The sequence below is a fragment of the Streptomyces sp. TSRI0281 genome (assembly GCF_001905125.1).
Taxonomy (GTDB): Bacteria; Actinomycetota; Actinomycetes; order Streptomycetales; family Streptomycetaceae; genus Streptomyces.
This window is the reverse complement of the sequence record NZ_LWLE01000034.1, coordinates 305,807-322,068: the sequence shown is the minus strand read 5'-3', so window position 1 is coordinate 322,068 and position 16,262 is coordinate 305,807. Positions and strand designations below refer to the sequence as shown.

17 protein-coding genes and 2 pseudogenes are annotated in these 16,262 nt (G+C 70.5%); 16 read left to right on the top strand and 3 right to left on the bottom strand.

Annotation, left to right across the window (positions count from 1 at the left end; genetic code table 11):
• The first annotated feature begins 343 nt into the window (after nt 1-343).
• The 4 genes from A6A29_RS33355 (at nt 344) to A6A29_RS33340 (ending at nt 5,350) form a co-directional block, all read left to right on the top strand.
• Entirely contained in the window at nt 344-1,810 is a 1,467-nt protein-coding gene (locus A6A29_RS33355) for an MFS transporter (protein WP_073725982.1), read from the top strand.
• A gap of 172 nt (nt 1,811-1,982) precedes the next feature.
• The gene (locus A6A29_RS33350; RefSeq protein WP_073725980.1) at nt 1,983-2,477 is read left to right on the top strand and encodes a DUF485 domain-containing protein; all 495 of its coding nucleotides are present in this window, start codon (nt 1,983-1,985) and stop codon (nt 2,475-2,477) included.
• Nucleotides 2,474-4,096: a sodium/solute symporter gene (locus tag A6A29_RS33345; protein WP_073725978.1), complete on the top strand. Its 1,623-nt coding sequence runs from the start codon at nt 2,474-2,476 to the stop codon at nt 4,094-4,096. Before A6A29_RS33350 ends, A6A29_RS33345 begins: the two co-directional genes overlap by 4 nt.
• A gap of 435 nt (nt 4,097-4,531) precedes the next feature.
• Nucleotides 4,532-5,350: a hypothetical protein gene (locus tag A6A29_RS33340; RefSeq protein WP_079183130.1), complete on the top strand. Its 819-nt coding sequence runs from the start codon at nt 4,532-4,534 to the stop codon at nt 5,348-5,350.
• Nucleotides 5,351-5,747: 397 nt separating this feature from the next.
• Here A6A29_RS33340 and A6A29_RS33330 read toward each other — a convergent pair whose 3' ends face one another.
• Both A6A29_RS33330 and A6A29_RS33325 read right to left on the bottom strand, forming a co-directional pair.
• Entirely contained in the window at nt 5,748-5,957 is a 210-nt protein-coding gene (locus A6A29_RS33330) for a DUF397 domain-containing protein (protein WP_073725974.1), read from the bottom strand.
• Nucleotides 5,954-6,784, bottom strand: a complete 831-nt coding sequence (locus tag A6A29_RS33325) for a helix-turn-helix domain-containing protein (protein WP_073726550.1) — start codon at nt 6,782-6,784, stop codon at nt 5,954-5,956. Before A6A29_RS33325 ends, A6A29_RS33330 begins: the two co-directional genes overlap by 4 nt.
• 104 nt (nt 6,785-6,888) lie before the next feature.
• On the opposite strand from A6A29_RS33325, the gene A6A29_RS33320 reads away from it, so the two are divergent.
• The 7 genes and pseudogenes from A6A29_RS33320 to A6A29_RS33290 all read left to right on the top strand — a co-directional run bounded on the left by A6A29_RS33320 (nt 6,889) and on the right by A6A29_RS33290 (nt 11,643).
• Nucleotides 6,889-7,122 (top strand): hypothetical protein, encoded by a 234-nt coding sequence (locus A6A29_RS33320; protein WP_073725972.1) that lies wholly within the window; start codon nt 6,889-6,891, stop codon nt 7,120-7,122.
• Nucleotides 7,119-7,922 (top strand): hypothetical protein, encoded by an 804-nt coding sequence (locus A6A29_RS47910; RefSeq protein ID WP_073725970.1) that lies wholly within the window; start codon nt 7,119-7,121, stop codon nt 7,920-7,922. Before A6A29_RS33320 ends, A6A29_RS47910 begins: the two co-directional genes overlap by 4 nt.
• Before the next feature lie 206 nt (nt 7,923-8,128).
• A complete protein-coding gene (locus tag A6A29_RS33310) occupies nt 8,129-8,737 on the top strand; it encodes a hypothetical protein (RefSeq protein ID WP_073725968.1) in 609 nt (202 codons plus the stop codon).
• 61 nt (nt 8,738-8,798) lie between these two features.
• Entirely contained in the window at nt 8,799-9,014 is a 216-nt protein-coding gene (locus A6A29_RS33305) for a hypothetical protein (RefSeq protein WP_073725966.1), read from the top strand.
• A gap of 18 nt (nt 9,015-9,032) precedes the next feature.
• A pseudogene (locus A6A29_RS47190) lies at nt 9,033-9,284 on the top strand (hypothetical protein); the annotation flags it as partial.
• Between the two features lie 268 nt (nt 9,285-9,552).
• On the top strand, nt 9,553-10,596 hold the full coding sequence (locus tag A6A29_RS33295) for a hypothetical protein (protein WP_079183129.1): 1,044 nt from the start codon (nt 9,553-9,555) through the stop codon (nt 10,594-10,596).
• 39 nt (nt 10,597-10,635) lie between these two features.
• Complete coding sequence (locus A6A29_RS33290) at nt 10,636-11,643, top strand: clavaminate synthase family protein (RefSeq protein ID WP_073725962.1); 1,008 nt, start codon at nt 10,636-10,638, stop codon at nt 11,641-11,643.
• Between the two features lie 702 nt (nt 11,644-12,345).
• Here the strand turns inward: A6A29_RS33290 and A6A29_RS47185 are convergent.
• Nucleotides 12,346-12,678: pseudogene (locus tag A6A29_RS47185) on the bottom strand (TfuA-like protein); the annotation flags it as partial.
• A gap of 288 nt (nt 12,679-12,966) precedes the next feature.
• Here A6A29_RS47185 and A6A29_RS33280 point away from each other — a divergent pair.
• The 5 genes from A6A29_RS33280 (at nt 12,967) to A6A29_RS33265 (ending at nt 16,233) form a co-directional block, all read left to right on the top strand.
• On the top strand, nt 12,967-13,530 hold the full coding sequence (locus tag A6A29_RS33280; RefSeq protein ID WP_073726548.1) for a cysteine hydrolase family protein: 564 nt from the start codon (nt 12,967-12,969) through the stop codon (nt 13,528-13,530).
• A 362-nt stretch (nt 13,531-13,892) separates the two neighbouring features.
• Nucleotides 13,893-14,123, top strand: a complete 231-nt coding sequence (locus A6A29_RS33275; protein WP_073725960.1) for a hypothetical protein — start codon at nt 13,893-13,895, stop codon at nt 14,121-14,123.
• Nucleotides 14,124-14,196: 73 nt separating this feature from the next.
• On the top strand, nt 14,197-14,700 hold the full coding sequence (locus A6A29_RS33270) for an ASCH domain-containing protein (RefSeq protein ID WP_241838750.1): 504 nt from the start codon (nt 14,197-14,199) through the stop codon (nt 14,698-14,700).
• Nucleotides 14,697-14,861 carry an arsenate reductase/protein-tyrosine-phosphatase family protein gene (locus A6A29_RS44500; protein ID WP_107468373.1) on the top strand — a complete coding sequence of 55 codons (165 nt, stop codon included), beginning with the start codon at nt 14,697-14,699 and terminating at the stop codon, nt 14,859-14,861. Before A6A29_RS33270 ends, A6A29_RS44500 begins: the two co-directional genes overlap by 4 nt.
• A 337-nt stretch (nt 14,862-15,198) precedes the next feature.
• Nucleotides 15,199-16,233 carry a hypothetical protein gene (locus A6A29_RS33265; protein WP_241838749.1) on the top strand — a complete coding sequence of 345 codons (1,035 nt, stop codon included), beginning with the start codon at nt 15,199-15,201 and terminating at the stop codon, nt 16,231-16,233.
• Nucleotides 16,234-16,262: the final 29 nt, after the last annotated feature.

Here is a 16,262-nt window from a genome sequence, read left to right as displayed (position 1 = left end):
GATACCCGGGCCGGCCGCAGCGACCTCCGGGCCCGGAGCCGCACCAACTGGAGCCCCGCCCCCCGGAGCCGCGCCAACTGGAGCCGGGCCGGGCGGAACCGGGCCCGCCGGAGCCGAGCCACCCGGAACCGCGCCCGCCGGCCCGCCCGCGAACCTCACGAAGCCCACGGAAGCAACTGCCGTATCCACAGCCCCGGAAGCCACCGCCACAACTCCGGCCCCGGAACCCGCAGCCGTCACCCCAGCCGCACCCACCACTGCATCCGCAACCGCCACCGCAACCCGAGAGACCGGGGCCTCCCCCACCACCCCACGCGGCCGTCGCCCCGTAGTTGCGGCGCTGATGCTCGGCATGGCGCTGTCCGCCATCGACGGCACCATCGTCTCCACCGCCGTCCCCCAGATCGTCGGCGATCTCGGCGGGTTCGCCGTCTTCTCGTGGCTCTTCTCCGGCTATCTGCTGGCCATGACCGTCACCCTGCCCGTGTACGGGAAGCTCTCCGACACCTTCGGCCGCAAGCCCGTCCTGGTCGCCGGGATCATCCTGTTCCTGGTCGGCTCGGTGCTCTGCGCCGCCGCGTGGAACATGGCCGCGCTGATCGCCTTCCGGGTCGTGCAGGGTCTCGGCGGCGGTGCGCTCCAGGGCACGGTGCAGACGATCGCCGCCGACCTCTACCCGCTCAAGGAACGCCCCAAGATCCAGGCCAAGCTGTCCACCGTCTGGGCCACTTCGGCCGTCGCGGGACCGGCGATCGGCGGGCTGCTCGCCGCGTACGCCGACTGGCGGTGGATCTTCCTGATCAATCTGCCGGTCGGCGCGATCGCCCTCTGGCTGGTCGTCCGCCACCTCCACGAACCGTCCCGCCCGCGCCCCGCCGTCCGCCCCCGGATCGACTGGCCCGGCGCGCTGGCGGTCTTCGCGACGGGCGTCCTCCTGCTCACCGCACTGGTCCAGGGCGGCGTCGCCTGGCCCTGGCTCTCCGCTCCCTCGCTGGGCCTCTTCGGGGCCAGTGCCCTACTCGCCGCGCTGACCGTCGCCATCGAACGCAGGGCCGCCGATCCGATCATCCCGGGCTGGGTCTGGCGGCGGCGCACCATCGCCTCGGTCAATCTCGCCCTGGGCGCGATGGGGCTGCTGATGGTCGCGCCGACCGTCTTCCTTCCGACGTACGCCCAGTCCGTCCTGGGCCTCGGCCCGATCGCGGCCGGTTTCGTGCTCTCCGTGATGACGCTGAGCTGGCCGGTCTCGGCGGCGCTGTCCAACCGGGTCTACCACCGCATCGGCTTCCGGCTCACCGCGATCATCGGCATGAGCGCCGCCCTGCTGATCCTGCTGGCCTTCCCGTTGCTGCCCTACCCCGGTGCGGCCTGGCAGCCCGCCCTGATCATGCTGCTGCTCGGCGCGGCGCTCGGCCTGTTCCAACTGCCGCTGATCGTGGGCGTCCAGTCGACCGTCGGCTGGTCGGAGCGCGGTACGACGACGGCGTCCGTCCTCTTCTGCCGCCAGGTCGGCCAGAGCGTCGGCGCCGCGCTGTTCGGTGCCGTCGCCAACGGGGGGCTGGCCTCCCGGCTGACCGACGCCCCCGTCCCCGGGCTGCCGGGCGACCTGGACGCGATCTCGCACGCCCTGGACGACCCGGGGTCGCTCTCCGCCGCCGCGACGGACCACCTGCGCCGGGCGGTCGACGCCGCGGTCGACCATGTCTACCTCGGCGCCGCCGTGGCCGCCGGACTCGCACTGCTGGTACTCGTCGTCCTCGCCCCGCGCCGCTTCCCGATCCTCGACGAGGGGACGGAAAGCGTCCGTTAGGCGTCCAGGAATAGGACAACTCCGGTACCTCGGAGGGTATTTCCGTGTTACCCCTCCCCACCCGCCGTACCCATAAGTAATCTACGCGCATCGACCGGGCGCACCAGCGCCTCCGCTTCTGCCTTGCACACCCCCAGGTCCCCCAGCCATGCAAGGAAGGGAGCAGTACCCGATGCCGAACAACGACCCGCACCCTCCCCCCTACCAACCCGACTACCTTCTCGCCTGGCAGAGTTCGCCCCCGCAGGCCGCTCCGGCGCCGTATCCGCCGCTGCTCCCGCCCCGGTGGTCCGCCGCCCCGTGCGAGGACGATTCCGCTCCCGCCCACGACCACCACGGCGATCTGCTCCGGCTGCGCGGCGCGTACCGCGTCCTGCGCCGGGCCGCCACTTTCACCGCGCTCGGCTATTTCACGTTGTTCCTGCTGCTTTCCGCCTACGCCCCCGATCTGATGGCCCACCCCGTCGGCGGTGGCGGTCTCAACGTCGGCCTGCTGCTGGGTCTGTGCCAGCTCCCGGTCGCCGTGCTCGCCATCACCGTGTACGAACGGACAGCCGAGCGGACGGTGGACCCGCTCTCGGCCGACCTGCGCAACGGCGGCCGTACCTCTGCCCATCCGCGCCCCCACCGGCGCCCCCGTAGGCACGACGACCGGGCGGGACGATGACCGGATTCGAAGACTCCGCGCAGACCATGTCCCTGGTGGCGTTCATCGCCGTGGCCACCGTCGCCCTGCTGCTCTGCGTGATGACCGTGCCGGACCGCGACGACCTCGACGCCTTCTACACGGGCTACCGCACGCTCTCCCCGCTGCGCAACGGCCTCGCGATCGCCGGTGACTACCTCTCGGCGGCCACCGTCCTCGGTGCCACCGGGCTCACCGCCCTCACCGGCCACGACGGGCTCGTGGTCGCCCTGAGCACCGTCCTCTCCCTTCTGCTGCTGATGTTCCTGCTGGCCGAACCCCTGCGCAACGCGGGCCGGTTCACCATCGGCGACATGCTCACCCGCCGGGCCCCCGGCCGCGCCGTCCGCATCACGGCCTGCGCGGTCACGCTCGCCGCACTCGTACCCCTGATGGTCGTCCAGCTCGCGGGCAGCGGCAATCTGCTCGCCTTCATGCTGGGCTTCGACAGCTCCGGATTCCGCACCGGATCCATCGTCGCGCTCGGCGTCATGATGATCGGCTACGCGGCGATCGGCGGCATGAAGGGCACCACCCTGATCCAGATCGTCAAGACGGTGGTGCTCCTCGGCGCCGCACTGCTCGTCTCCGTACTCGTGATGAACCGCTACGACTGGAGCCTGGGCGCCCTGCTCTCGGCCGCCCAGGCGGGCAGCGGAGCCGGGGCGGCCTACCTCCGCTCGGGGCTGCAGTTCGACGGCAACGACCTGGACATGATCAGCTCCGAACTGACCCTGGTGCTCGGTGTCGCGTGTCTGCCGCACATCACCATGCGGATGACGAGCGTCGGCAGCGCCCGTGCCGTCCGCCGCTCGCTGTCCTGGGCGGTCTGCATCGTCGCCGCGATCTGTCTGCTGCTCACCCTCAGCGGCTTCGGCGCGGCGGCCCTCGTCGGCTACGAGGGCATCACCGCCGCCGGGGCGCAGGGCAACAGCGCGATCCTCCAGGTCAGCGGCGCGGTCGCGGGCGGCGGGGCGGCGGGGGCGCTGGTCGTCACGACCATGACGACGGCGATCTTCCTGACACTGCTCGCCTCGGTCGCCGGAATGATCCTGGCCTGCGCGAACTCCCTCGCCCACGATCTGTTCGCCCATGGACTGCGCGAACCGGGCAAGCCGCCGCTGAAGCAGCGCACCGAGATGAGTACGGCACAGGCCGCCGCGGTCGGCATCGGCCTGCTCACCATCGCGCTCGCCGTCCTCGCCCGGCACTGGAACCTCCAGTCGCTGGTGACGCTGTCCTTCTGCGTCGGCGCCTCCGCGCTGGCCCCGGCGCTGATCTACAGCATGTTCTGGCGTCGCTTCACCCGGGTCGGCCTGCTCTGCACGCTCATCGGCGGCACGGTCAGCGTGCTGATCCTCTTCACGGGCACCAACCTGGTCTCCGGCTCGCCCGACGCGGTCTTCCCGGACGTCGCCTTCAACTGGTTCCCGTTCACCACGACCGGCCTCGTCTCGGTCCCGGCCGGATTCCTGGCGGGCTGGCTCGGCACCAGGTTCAGCCGCCGGGGGGTCGACGAGGAGCGCCGGCAGTACGAGGCCGTGGAACCGCTGATCCTCGCGGGCGCCCCACCGGAGGGCGCGCTCACAGCGGACCGGTGAGACGGCCCACCACCGCCTCCGCCGACCCGCCACCTCCTCATCCGCCGTACGGGCTCCGCCTCCCGTACGGCGGATGGAACGTGCCGGAGCGCCTGACCACGGCCTGCCCCCGTCCACGGATCGGCGCGCGCCGATCACTGGTTGACGACCGCTGACGGAGCGTCGGAACCGGTCACTAGCCTTCGTTACGTGTTCGTCTGCCGTAGCAACACGAGGACTGGGTTGCCGTCCCTGGAACTTCACTGGTTCGGGCCCGTCCGGTCGGGGGCGGCCGATACGGTCCCGGTCATGACGATCCTTGAAGCACGCAACCCGTCCCCCCGTCCGTCGACCAACCCCCCGCCGGGACGTCCCTCGACCAACCCACCGACGAGGCCGGACAAGAACCCGCCATTCCCTCCGAACGCCCCTCAGAGGCCCCCGAGGTAGACGGTCGTGCGTGTCGCTCTGCGCTCCTACGAGGAACTGCCCGAACCTGTACGGCGGGCGGTCGCCGGCCAGGTCGGAGAGGGCAGTGCGGTGGCCGACATGGCCAACGCGACCAGCTCGGGCTTCGCCGCCCTGCTGACCGCCCCCGGCGGCGGGAGTGTCTTCGTCAAGGGGCTGCCCGAGGACCATGAGCGGACGGCCGAGCTGAACGTGGAGAGCGCGGTGGCGCCGTTCCTTCCCGACTTCGCACCACGTCTCCTGTGGCGGGTGGCAGCGGGCGGTTGGACGATCCTCGGGTTCGAGGGGATCACCAGTACGTCACCGTGGGCCGACTTCTATGCGGACGACAGCCCCCATCTGGACTCCGTCGCGACGGTCCTGCAGGAGCTGAGCACGACGTCCGCGCCGCCCGAGGCCCGGTTGAAGCCGGCGTGGGAGCGGTGGGAGGAGTACTGCGACCCTGTTGATGAGCCGCTGCTGACGGGGGACATGCTTGTGCACGGCGATCCGGCGGCGGTCAACTTCCTGCCCGGGACCGACCGGACGTGGCTGATCGACTGGGCGTGGGCGGCCCGGGGCCCCGGATGGGTGGACGCGGTCCTGTGGGGCCAGCGCCTCGTCCTGGACGGCGAGCAGACTCCCGAGCAGGCCGCCCGGTGGTGCCGGCGCATTCCCGCGTTCGCCGAGGCTCCCCGCGAGGGCGTGGTGGTGCTCGCCGAGGCCGACGCCCGTTCCTGGGAGGCCTGGCATGAGTACGGGACGCCCGGCCTGGAGCGCCACGTGAAGGCGGCACGGGCGTGGGCGGACTACTGGCAGACCCCGTAGCCGCAGGTGAGGGGGGGCTCGGGCGTGGGCCGACGGTCTGTCGAGCCCGATGATGAGGGAACCTACGTGGTGTGGCTCTACAGCGACGACGAACAGTCCTGGGCGTCCATCGACTACGAGCCGGGGGCGAGCAAGTACCTCGTGGTGCGGTCGGGGCCGCGCCGGCTGTGGGATGAGACGGAAACCGCCTACCGGTGGTGGGAGCAGCAGGCCGACCGGAGCTGGAGCGGCGGCGCCCCTGTCCGGGCAGCCGGGCAGCCGGTCCGGGCCGTTGGCCATGCGGTCGGGAAGCTGGATCCGGTTCAGGACCTCGATCACCTGTGGGGCGTCGCCCCACTGGCCCGGGTGAGCAGGAGGGCCAGGGGGCTTGCACCCGGCTCGGCAAACAACCAGGTGCTCAGACGGTGCCGAACTCTCCGGCCTTGACGCCCGCCACGAAGCCGACGAACGCATCAGCGCGAAGGTCCAGGGTGGGACCGCTCAGATCCTTGGAGTCACGTACGGGGACCATGCCGCGCGAGGCGGCGAGGTTGGCAGCGACCTCGATGCAAGCGCCGCCGTTCTCGCTGTATGAAGACTTGAACCATTGGGGGGATTCGGTCGTCACGGAGTGCCCTTTCGTAACTGCTCGATCATGGCCACGGATGCCGCTTGCGAGAGCGCTTCGGCCTGCAACTGATGATAGGCGGTCAACAGGGGCACTACGGAAGTGCTTTCCCGTTCGAACTGACCGCGCTGCGCGGACTCCGCGTACGAGACGAGGGAGCGGTTCTCCATCGTCAGGACGTACAGCGGCAAGCTGAGCGGACGGCGGTCGCCCATATCGAACGGGGCGATCTGGAGGACTGTATTGGGCAGTGCGGCGAACTCAACCAGCCGCGCCAACTGGTTCTCCATGATGGTGGAGCTGCCGACAGGCCTTCTAAGACAACTTTCGTCCAGCACTACGAACACGAGCGGTGGCGGTGTCCGTTTCAGGGATGTCTGACGCTCCGATACGAGCGCGATCCGTTCGTCACCCTGTTCGGGCGTGATAGCTCCACGCTCGACCGTGCGGGCGGTGAGTGCCGATGCGTACTCCGATGTCTGGAGTATTCCCGGCATTACGCCGACCTCGTAGAGCCGGATCTCTGCCGCGCGAGCCTCCTGCGTGACGTACTCCGGGAAGCCCTCAAGAAGTGCCGTATGCCGAACGGCTCGGCTCTGACGTTCGAGCCTGTCACCGGTACCGAGCGCCCTGTCAGCACTCCGCGCAAAACGGGTAGTTGGAGGGCGGCGACCAGTTTCGACAGCAGAAATGTGCGTCCCGGAGCACCCCATGCGCTCCCCCAACTCGTCCTGCGTCCAGCCCCGCGCATCCCGAAAAGTACGCAGAAGCTGCCCAAACGCAGCGCTAGCTGACTTCTCGGGGTCCAAATCCTTGCGGTTCACCATCGTGGTACCCAACTTTCCGTTCAGCCAACGCAAGTTGAAGACACCCGAACCGTAGGTCACGCTCATCCCACCTGGTAGCGAAATGACCACGGAGAGGAACGATCGTGTCTACGAAAAACGGTTCTCCGAACGGACGTACCCCCCACGTACCCGCCCCCGGCACCCTCGTACGGCCGGTCGTCCACGACGGCTTGCCCGCGCCGGAGCCGTGCCGGGGCTGCCAGGAGATCGACCACGCCGAGGCCGTAGCCGGTGCCGAACGCGACACCGCCAAGCAGGCCGCCTGCCGGGCCTCGCGCCGGCGCCACGAGGCTGCCGAGCACGGCGCGCCGTCATGACGTCGAGGTTCCTGGCGGTCCGGCTCGCCCTCACCCTCGGGGCCGCCGGAATCCTCCTGCGCCGGTACCTCCCCCGGATCATGCGGGCACTCGCCCCACAACCACCCGAGCCACCACCGCTGTTCGCCGAGCTGCAACGCATCGAGTCGGACCCCGCGTACCGGGCCCTGTTCCTCACCGGACTGGACACAGCGATCGCCCGGCGCGACGCGGAGCGTACGGCCCGGTCGCACGCGGTCGAAGCGGCGGCCGACCTGCTCCGGCGCCTGATCCGCCCCCGCCACGACGGCCGCCACGGTGGCACGGACTACGTCGCCGAAGTCACCGTGACCGCCGGGACGAGGCGGGCGGTCCTGCTCGGCCGGGTCACCGTGCCCAACCGCCGTCTCGCCCTGCGCTGGCTCCGCAGGCAGGCACTACGGCTCGCGGACGGGCACGGACACCTCATATCTCCCGACACCACCCCCTGGGCACGGGCGAGGAACGACGTCCGGCCAGTCACGTTCCACGGCTCCGACGCCCCCGAAAGCCTCCGCGCCTGGGCCGCCGACGACCAGCGCCAGACCGACGCACTGCACCACCTGGAAACCGGCTCCGGCACCCTGCTCACCGTGGCCGACCCGGCCGTCGGCCTGCACGTCACCCTCACCGGCCGACCCGCCCGGACGCACGGGACCACCGGCCTCCAGCACCCCACACACCCCCGTCCTGGTCGCGTTCGCAGTGGCTCCCCCACGGGCGACCAGGACGGGCACCACCCAACAAGGCACCGAACACACCCCATGGAAACCACCCCCTGAGACCCGGATCCAGGACTGCCCCCACTGCAACCTCTGCACCGGCACCAAACCCGGCCGCCCCTACGCGAAAGCCACCCCGCCCACCACGGCACCCCGCACCCCCGGCACACACCCGGCGGCCCAGTAACCCCCAAACCCCGCCCGGCTGCCCCCTGTCATGGGGACGGCGGCAGCCGGGCGGCCCCCACCCCCACAAGGAGGAACCCATGCCTCTCCTGACCCCGTACGTCGCCTCACGCAGTACCGACAGAGGCGTGCTGGAGTCCGCCTTGACCGTCGAGTTCGCCGCGAGCGGGCCCCGGCTCACGTACCGGGACGTACGTCCGGAGGACCGGGACAGGCACGGGAACCTGTGGGTCCGCGTGGATGAGTCCCCGCAGCCGGGCCCTGTCCTGTACGACTCCCTGCACTCGACCCGCCAACGCAGGTGCATGGAAAACCTGTTGTGCCAGGTCTGTGCCCAGCCCGCCGACCGGAACAAGGACGGCTGGCTGTTCATGGACTGGCGGCGCGAGGACTCACCCCCCACCTGGCCCGAGAAATCACTCACCACCATGCCCCCGCTCTGCACCGAACACGCCCGCATCTCCGTACGGCAATGCCCCTTCCTCCGCCGCGGCGAACACGTCCTCCTACGCGTCAGGAAACCCCACCTCTACGGAGTGTCCGGCACCCTCTACCGCCTCACCACCACCGGCTGGATCTCCACCGAAAACGGACAACTCTCCCCGTACAGCAAACCCCGCTACCCCGGCATGCTCGCCTTCCTCCTCATCCGCCAACTACGCGGCGTCACCGTCGCGGAACTCCCGTGACCACCCCCGGCACCAACACCACACAGAAGAACGGCCGTTACCCCGCCGCACGAGAACCCAAGTGAAGGCCGCACGAGTCGACGTACTCATCCACCGCGACGACGTACTCCAGGCCTACCGCGCCGGGGCGCCCATGCTGAACCTCTGCAGCACCTGGCAGGTAGATCCCCGATGGCTCACCGCACAGTTCGACACCTGGGACGAACCCCTCCGGGACCGCTCAGCCACCGCCATCGCACGAGACCCCGGTACCCCACCCCGGCCGGCCCGCTCCTAAGGGACAGGAATCCACTTCACGGGCACCAACCTGGTCTCCGGCTCACCCGAAGCGGTCTTCCCGGACCTCGACTTCAACTGGTTCCCGTTCACCACGACCGGCCTCGTCTCGGTCCCGGCCGGATTCCTGGCGGGCTGGCTCGGCACCAGGTTCACCCGCCGGGGCGTCGACAAGGAGCGCCGGCAGTACGAGGCCGTGGAACCCCTGATCCTCGCGGGCGCCCCACCGGCGGAACCACTCACAGCGGACGCGCTCACAGCGGACCGGTGAGACGACCCACCACCGCGTCCGCCGACCCGCCGCCCCCTCATCCGCCGTACGGGCTCCGCCTCCCGTACGGCGGATGTCTCGCGTACGGCGGACTTCTCGCGGGCAGGAGCCCCGGCCGATTCCGTCGCACCGCACAGGAATGGTCGTGCGGAGCAGGTTTCGTGTGAACTGTTCTTGGCGAAGTACTTCAACCATGGGCTTATCGCCGGTTGCCGGTCATCCTGCTGTCGCTGTTTTCCGTGAACCCCGAGGCGGGCGGCCCGTCCCGGTGCTGGGCCCGCGGGTCGGTGCCGAGGCGAAGCGCACCGCCCGCGTGCTGGCCGGGTTGGCGACCCACGCCAGGCCCGTCGAGCGGGCCGTCGCACTGCGGCAGGCCGCCGTGGCTTCCGGTGAGTTGGTGGCCGCGCTGTCGGCCCTGGCTCCGGCCGTGGTCGGTGAGGGGCTGCCCGCGGATTCGACCAGTCAGTCGTTCTTCCGGGTCCGTGAGGGGGAGCTGTCGGATCAACAGGCTGCCCTGCACGGTGTCCTGGTCGTCCACCGCGGTCTGGAAGACCTGTGCGAGGCTCCGTTGTCGGGTGCCGACCTGGCGCTTGAGGTGGAGGGGATGCGGCAGTCGGTGCTCGACCTCACCGGCACGGCGCCGGGCGCCGACCCTGACTCCGTACCGTCGGTGGCCGCCCCCGAGCCGGCTGCGGAGGCGTCGTTGGAGAGTGTGTGGAGTGCTCGGTGGCTCATCGGGCACCAGGTCCATGTCCTGTTCAACGTCTGCGCCGCGGTCGCCGTGGCCGATGCCACCCGCCACCTGCGGGAGGGTGACGGCGATGCCGCGCTGCTGCGGCTGTCAGATGCGACGGTGTACGTGCGGGGCTTCCCGGCGGCCATGACCCACGCCAGTACGGTCCCGGCCGAGTACTACATGGCGGCGATACGCCACACCATGGCGCCGCCGTCGGTGGACGCCCCGTTGAGCGGGCGCCAGCATCGCGGGTACAAGCTGTTCCGGGCGGCGATGAAGGAACTGCTGTCGGTGCTTCCCGACTCCTACGAGCACCTGTCGGCCGGCGCCCCGGAGCTGGCGGAAGCACGGGCCGCTCTCCTGGAAGCCGACATCGTGGACGGTGAACGGCACGTCACTCTGGCGTACTCGATGGTGCACCTGCGGCGTTCCCTCGCCCAGAAGTCCGAAGGCCCCGACAACGCCGTGGCCGAACTACGGCTCATGCGCCATCGCCGCGCGGCCCAGTACGCCTCCCTGGTCCGGTTCGGGGACCACTACATCGCCGACGCCGTGGCCGGCCTGCGCCACTCATGAGTCCGTGCGTCCGCCGCCCACCCCCGGCAGGAGACCCTGATGCCCGAGACGACGCCCGGCACCACCCAACGCTCTGCCGACGCCGCCGACTGGGCGCTTGACCCGGCCGATGCCGTCGTATGCGAGCGGCTGGCCCGCACCCTGTGCACCGGCGGGCACGCCCAGGTCGACAGCCCCGAGTGGGTGGCAGGGGCCCGGGACGCCTGGGAGGGCCTTCCGTTCCCGCTGCGCCGTGCAGTGCGCCGGTTTCGCAGGCACTCCGGCCCGCACGGCACATTGGTGATCGGCGGCCTGCCCGTCGATCGGGCGGCCCTGCCCGCGACACCGTCCGTACCCGGCTCGGTCCAGCGCCGGGCCAGTGTCCCGGCCGCGATGCTCACCATGGTGGCCTGCGGGCTCGGCGAGCCTCTCGCCTACCGGGCCGAGAAATCCGGCGCCCTCGTGCAGGACGTCGTGCCCGTACCCGGGCAGGAGACCTTCCACGGCAACGCCGGATCGGTGCCGCTGTCCTTCCACACCGAGAACGGCTTCCACCCCCACCCACCCGACTATGTGATCTTCCTGTGCCTGCGCGCCGACCACGACCGGATCGCCGGCATGCGCGTCGCCGGCATCCGCCAAGCACTGCCGCTCCTGACTCCAGCCGGCCGCCAGGCCCTGTTCGCACCGGAGTTCATCACCACACCACCGCCGTCCTTCGGCCCCGCCGCCACGAGCGAACCCGACGTCGAGCCCCGGCCGGTGCTGTCGGGAGCGGTCGAGGATCCCGACATCCGCATGGCCCAACTCGTCACCACCCCGCTCACCCCTCGGGCCACCGCGGCGCTGACCGAATTCGGCCAAGCCTGCGAGACGACCGCCCGCACCCTGCGCCTGACACCCGGCGACCTGGTCATCATCGACAACCGCGTCACCGTCCACGGCCGCACCGCCTTCCAGCCCCGCTACGACGGCGCGGACCGCTGGCTGCAACGCACCTACGTCACCACCGACCTGCGCCGCTCCCGCGACCACCGCCCCCACGACGGCCACGTACTCACCCGCTGACCGGCATCCGGCCCCACGGGCAGGTGTTCGCGTACGCGGTGGACACCTGCCCCACCGTCCGGGCAGGTGTTCGCGTACGCGGTGAACGCCTGCCCCACCGTCCAGGCGGGCGGAGCGGACGACGACCCGCACCAGCGCTTCCCCGGGCGGGAACCGGCTCGACTCCCCCTCGGTGAGCCAGTGGGCGAGCTGGTCGCCGGACATACCGGCCACCTCCACGCCTGCCGCAGCGGCGCACCGCAGGGCGGACCGCTCCACCGCCGCGGATCGCACCGGGCAGCACACGTCGTCGGACGTCTCATGCGCGACGGCGGCCAGGACCCGCGTCCGCCACCGGCCGGGGAACCCCGGGTCGTACAGCTGCTGATGGTGCAGGAGAGCGAGGAAGCTCACGGGCTGCCCGCACGCCACCGCGCCGGGCCGGAAGGCCGCCTGCCAGTACCGGACGAAACCGGTCTGCCACGGCTCGCCCACCCACGCCCCGGCGCCAGGGACCGGGGGCAGACCGGCGGCAACCAGGGCAAGAGCACACTCGGCGTCCTCTCTCTTGGCGTCGCAGGGATGCGTGCGGCGCCAGGCGTCCGCCCGGCTGAACGCGGGCCCCAGCCCCTCCCCGGCCGCAGGGCGGCCCAGCGCGGTCCACGACCGGGACGTGTAGGGGAGGCAACGAGCCAGGTCGGCGAGCCGGTCCGCTTCGGTGACATCCAGCTGCCCGTCGGCGGCGGCCCGGGTCAGGGCGGCCCGCAGGTTCACGAGGGCTTCGGACAGCGGGAGGCCGCCGTCGGTGTGGAGTACGGCGACTTCGTCGTCCGCGTCCAGGGCGCCACTGCGGAAGTCCTCGAAGATGCGGCCGATGCCGACCGTCCCGTACGGGACGAGCTCGGCGGCACGCAGAGCCCCCATGCTGGCGGCGCCGGTCACGGCGACCCCTTCGGCCAGCAGCGCCAGGATCTCCTTGTGCCGCACCGGGGCACTCTGGTGCCAGAGTCCATCGATGATCAGCACAGTGTCGCCGGGACCGGCACCGAGCCGCATCAGATCGCCGTGCCGGACTGGCGGGTGCGTCACGGCGTCGGGGACGACCTCGCGGACGCGTACGGCGGACTTCTCGCGGGCAGGAGCCCCCGGCCGATTCCGTTGCACCGCACAGGAATGGTCGTGAGCCCTCCACAGTCTCCGAAAGCCGATCGTTTGCGGCTGATGGCAGAGGCTCGAAAGGGCGGTGGGTTCGTCGCCTCTGAATCGGAAGGATACTCATTCGCTCTCGGCTCGGTTGATCCACCAGACTTGTGCGTGTTTCCCAACGGAGAAGGGATGGCAAGCATGGTGAACAGCGCACTTCTGGTGATGGACGTCCAACGGGACGTCGTGGCCATCGCCGACGACGGTTCCGGATATCTGCCACGCTTGCGCAGGGCGATCGACGGCGCCCGGGCTGCCGGCATCCCCGTGATCTACGTGGTGATGGGGTTACGACCGGGCGATCCGGAAGTCAGCCCTCGCAACAGGGCGATGAAAAACGCCGTGCCGGCCGGCCTGTTCCGCGAGGGTGCCCCTGGCACCGAGATCCATGACGATGTCGCGCCCCAGCCGGGCGACGTCGTGGTGACCAAGAGGCGGGGGAGCGCGTTCTCGGGCAGCGACCTTGACTTGGTCCTCAGAGCTCGCGATATCGACGGCCTTGTTCTCACCGGCATCGCCACCAGCGCTGTAGTGCTGTCCACCCTGTGGCACGCCATCGACCTGGACTTCGGCCTCACCGTGCTGGCGGATGCCTGCCTCGACACTGACCCCGAGGTGCACACGATGCTCACCGAAAAGCTGTTCCCACAGTGGGCAGATGTCGTCGCCGTCGAGGACTGGCTCAAAGCCATCGCACCGCAATAGCGAGAGGCCGTCCGGACCCTCGTGTGCGGGGCAAGACGGCATCGCCTCCCGCTGGCCGGGTAAGGTCAGCCGGCGGCGTTCTGTGCTGCTGCCCGGGCCTGGGCGAGGGCCAGGCGGTAGGAGTCCGGTGCCGGTCTGGATCAGGTTGCCACCGATCGACAACCGGTGTCAGGACTCAACCGATAAAGCCAGGGGGCTACTCGATCTGGTCGTCGAGCAGGTTTCGGGCGATGGTCGCGTAGCGGCTCGCGGTGGTGTGGGACAGGTTGAAGACCAGGGCGAGGTGCAGCGGCGGCGCCGCGCACCTGGGCACGAACCTGGTCCAGGCGTCGGCGTTCCTCCTCGCCCAGCAGGCCCGACGGGTGTTCCGCACCGACACCGTGGGGAAGTTCGGCGCGCTCGACAACGCCCCGTACAACATCGTCCTCGACCCCGAGACCCACCACGCCTACCAGCAGACGTACCACCACGCGCTCGGCAAGGACGGCGTCGCCACCCTGATCGACGGCTACTACCGGCCTTTCTTCGACTCCCTGTCGGACGCCACCGACGTCGAGTACAGCACCGAGACGTACAGCGACCAGCAGGCCTGACACCGGCGGAAAGCTGCCCAAGTCGCTCATACGCGCGGCTTCGATCACCGACTTCCCCGGCGTCGAACCGTGGATGCTGTCCACGACCGACTGGCCGGGCACCACCGACCAGTACGTCGACGCGCTGCTCTGGATGGTCGGCCACCTGCTGACCGACCCCAAGCACTTCTTCCGAAGTTTCACCTCACAGGAGTTAGGACGTCTCATGGCCTCGCGCCCCTCCCACCTCGCCACGACACCCCGGTCCCGGGACATGCCGATCTACAAGCAGTACTACGACCTCATCGCCAACGGGTCCAAGACTGTCGAGGTGCGCGTCGCCTACTCCTCGATGCTGCGGATCAAGGCGGGCGATCGGATCCGCTTCACCTGCCGCGCCGAGAGCACCTTGACCCAGGTGAAGCGCGTTGCCAGGTACGGCACATTTGACGAGATGTTCGACCACGAGAGCGCGGCCGCCATCAATCCCACGGTCACCGCCGAGGAGCAACTGCGCGCGATCCGCGACATCTTCCCGGCGGAGAAGGAAGCGCTCGGGGTACTGGCCATCGAGGTCGCGAAAGTTGACGCACCGTGAGCACTGACCGGCCCCGGCGGATCCTGACGGTGTGCATGGGCTGCCACTGCCGCGCCCCGCTCACGGCCGCCGTACTCGCCCAGCGCGGCGGGACCGCAGTTGAGGTCCGCTCCGCCGGCATTCGCGACTGGCACGTAGGCCGGGGCGCACGAGTACCCTGACACCCGCATAGAAGCCCCGGCGCCCACCACTCAAGCTCATATGGCCGTTGACCCACCACCGGGTCAGCGGCCATATTGCGCGTCGTTGGTATGGCGCGGCCCACCGGGCCCCCGCCCACCCCTACCCGGTGGGCCACGGACCTCCCTTAAGAACCGGTGAAAAGAACTACCCCCCTCCCTCCCCTCCCAACTCGTCACCCACAAGGGTGACTTGTTTGCCTCGACAGGGAAAGGCCGGTTACGTTCAGCGAAACAACCTCACACACCAAGACGGCCCCCGCCGGGACGGCAATCCCGAACGAGGGCCTGACCAATCAGGAAGAACAGACCCTTCCCCATGGCTGATTCGCAGTCTAACGCGCGCCTTCGCGCCGAATCCGGAGCTCCGACCTCCGGCGTGATCCACGTACGTACGCGCCTCACGGCCCACTTCACCGTGATGGCCAACTCCCTTGCTCAGCGCCCCGGAAGCGCCGTCACGGTCGGTGTCGCCGCGTACATCCTCTCCTTGCCGGACGGCGATCTGGTGAGCATCGAAGCGCTGTGCGCGCACTTCACCGAGGGCGAGATCCTGATCTCCCGCGCGCTGCGGGAGCTGGAGGACGCCGGATATCTGGAACGGCGCCGCGTGCGGAGGTCCGGCGGCCTGATCGGCACCCGTACGTACTTCCACGACGTGCCCGAGCGAGGGGACGACCGGCCCGCCCCGCCGCGTCCGCGAAAGCCTGCGGTGCCGAAGCCGGAGCCGGACGACGTGACCGCGTGGGAAGCTCCGGGAGTTCCGGATGCTCCGGAAGCGGAAGCGGATGCCGCTGCCGGGACCGACGCGGGTGGCGGCGCAACTCCCGCCCCGGCCGAACCAGTTGCTCCCCCGCCCCCGCTCGCGCTTCCCGATGCCGACCCGCACGCCGTCGCCATCCTGGCCTCGCTGCGCATCGTCGACGCCCGGCTGGGTCTGTCCCGGCGCGAGGTGGCCGCGCTCGCCCCCGCTGTCGCCGACTGGCTCGCCCGGGGTATCGGCGCCGAGCAGATCACCGAGGCACTCACCGTCGGGCTGCCCACCCCGCTCCGGGCCCGCCCGGCCCGCATCCTGGCCTACCGGCTCGGCGAGACCCCCGTCGCCCTGCCCCCCGCACCCGCCGCACCCCTCACCGACGCCCCGCCGGACCTCCTGCCCTGGCAGACCTGCGACGGCGGGTGCGAGCGTGCCTTCCGGGCCGCCCGCCCCGGCAACTGCCTCGACTGCGACACCCCGGCCACGAGCGACGTGCCCGCCGTCGGCGACTCCATCAAGAGCGTGCGCGCCGCGCTGACCGACAGAGCCGACCGGGCGCACCGACGCGACAGGGGCCGCAGGTCCAGCGCCGCCTGAGCCCGCCCGATCCCGGCTCCGAGAGAGAT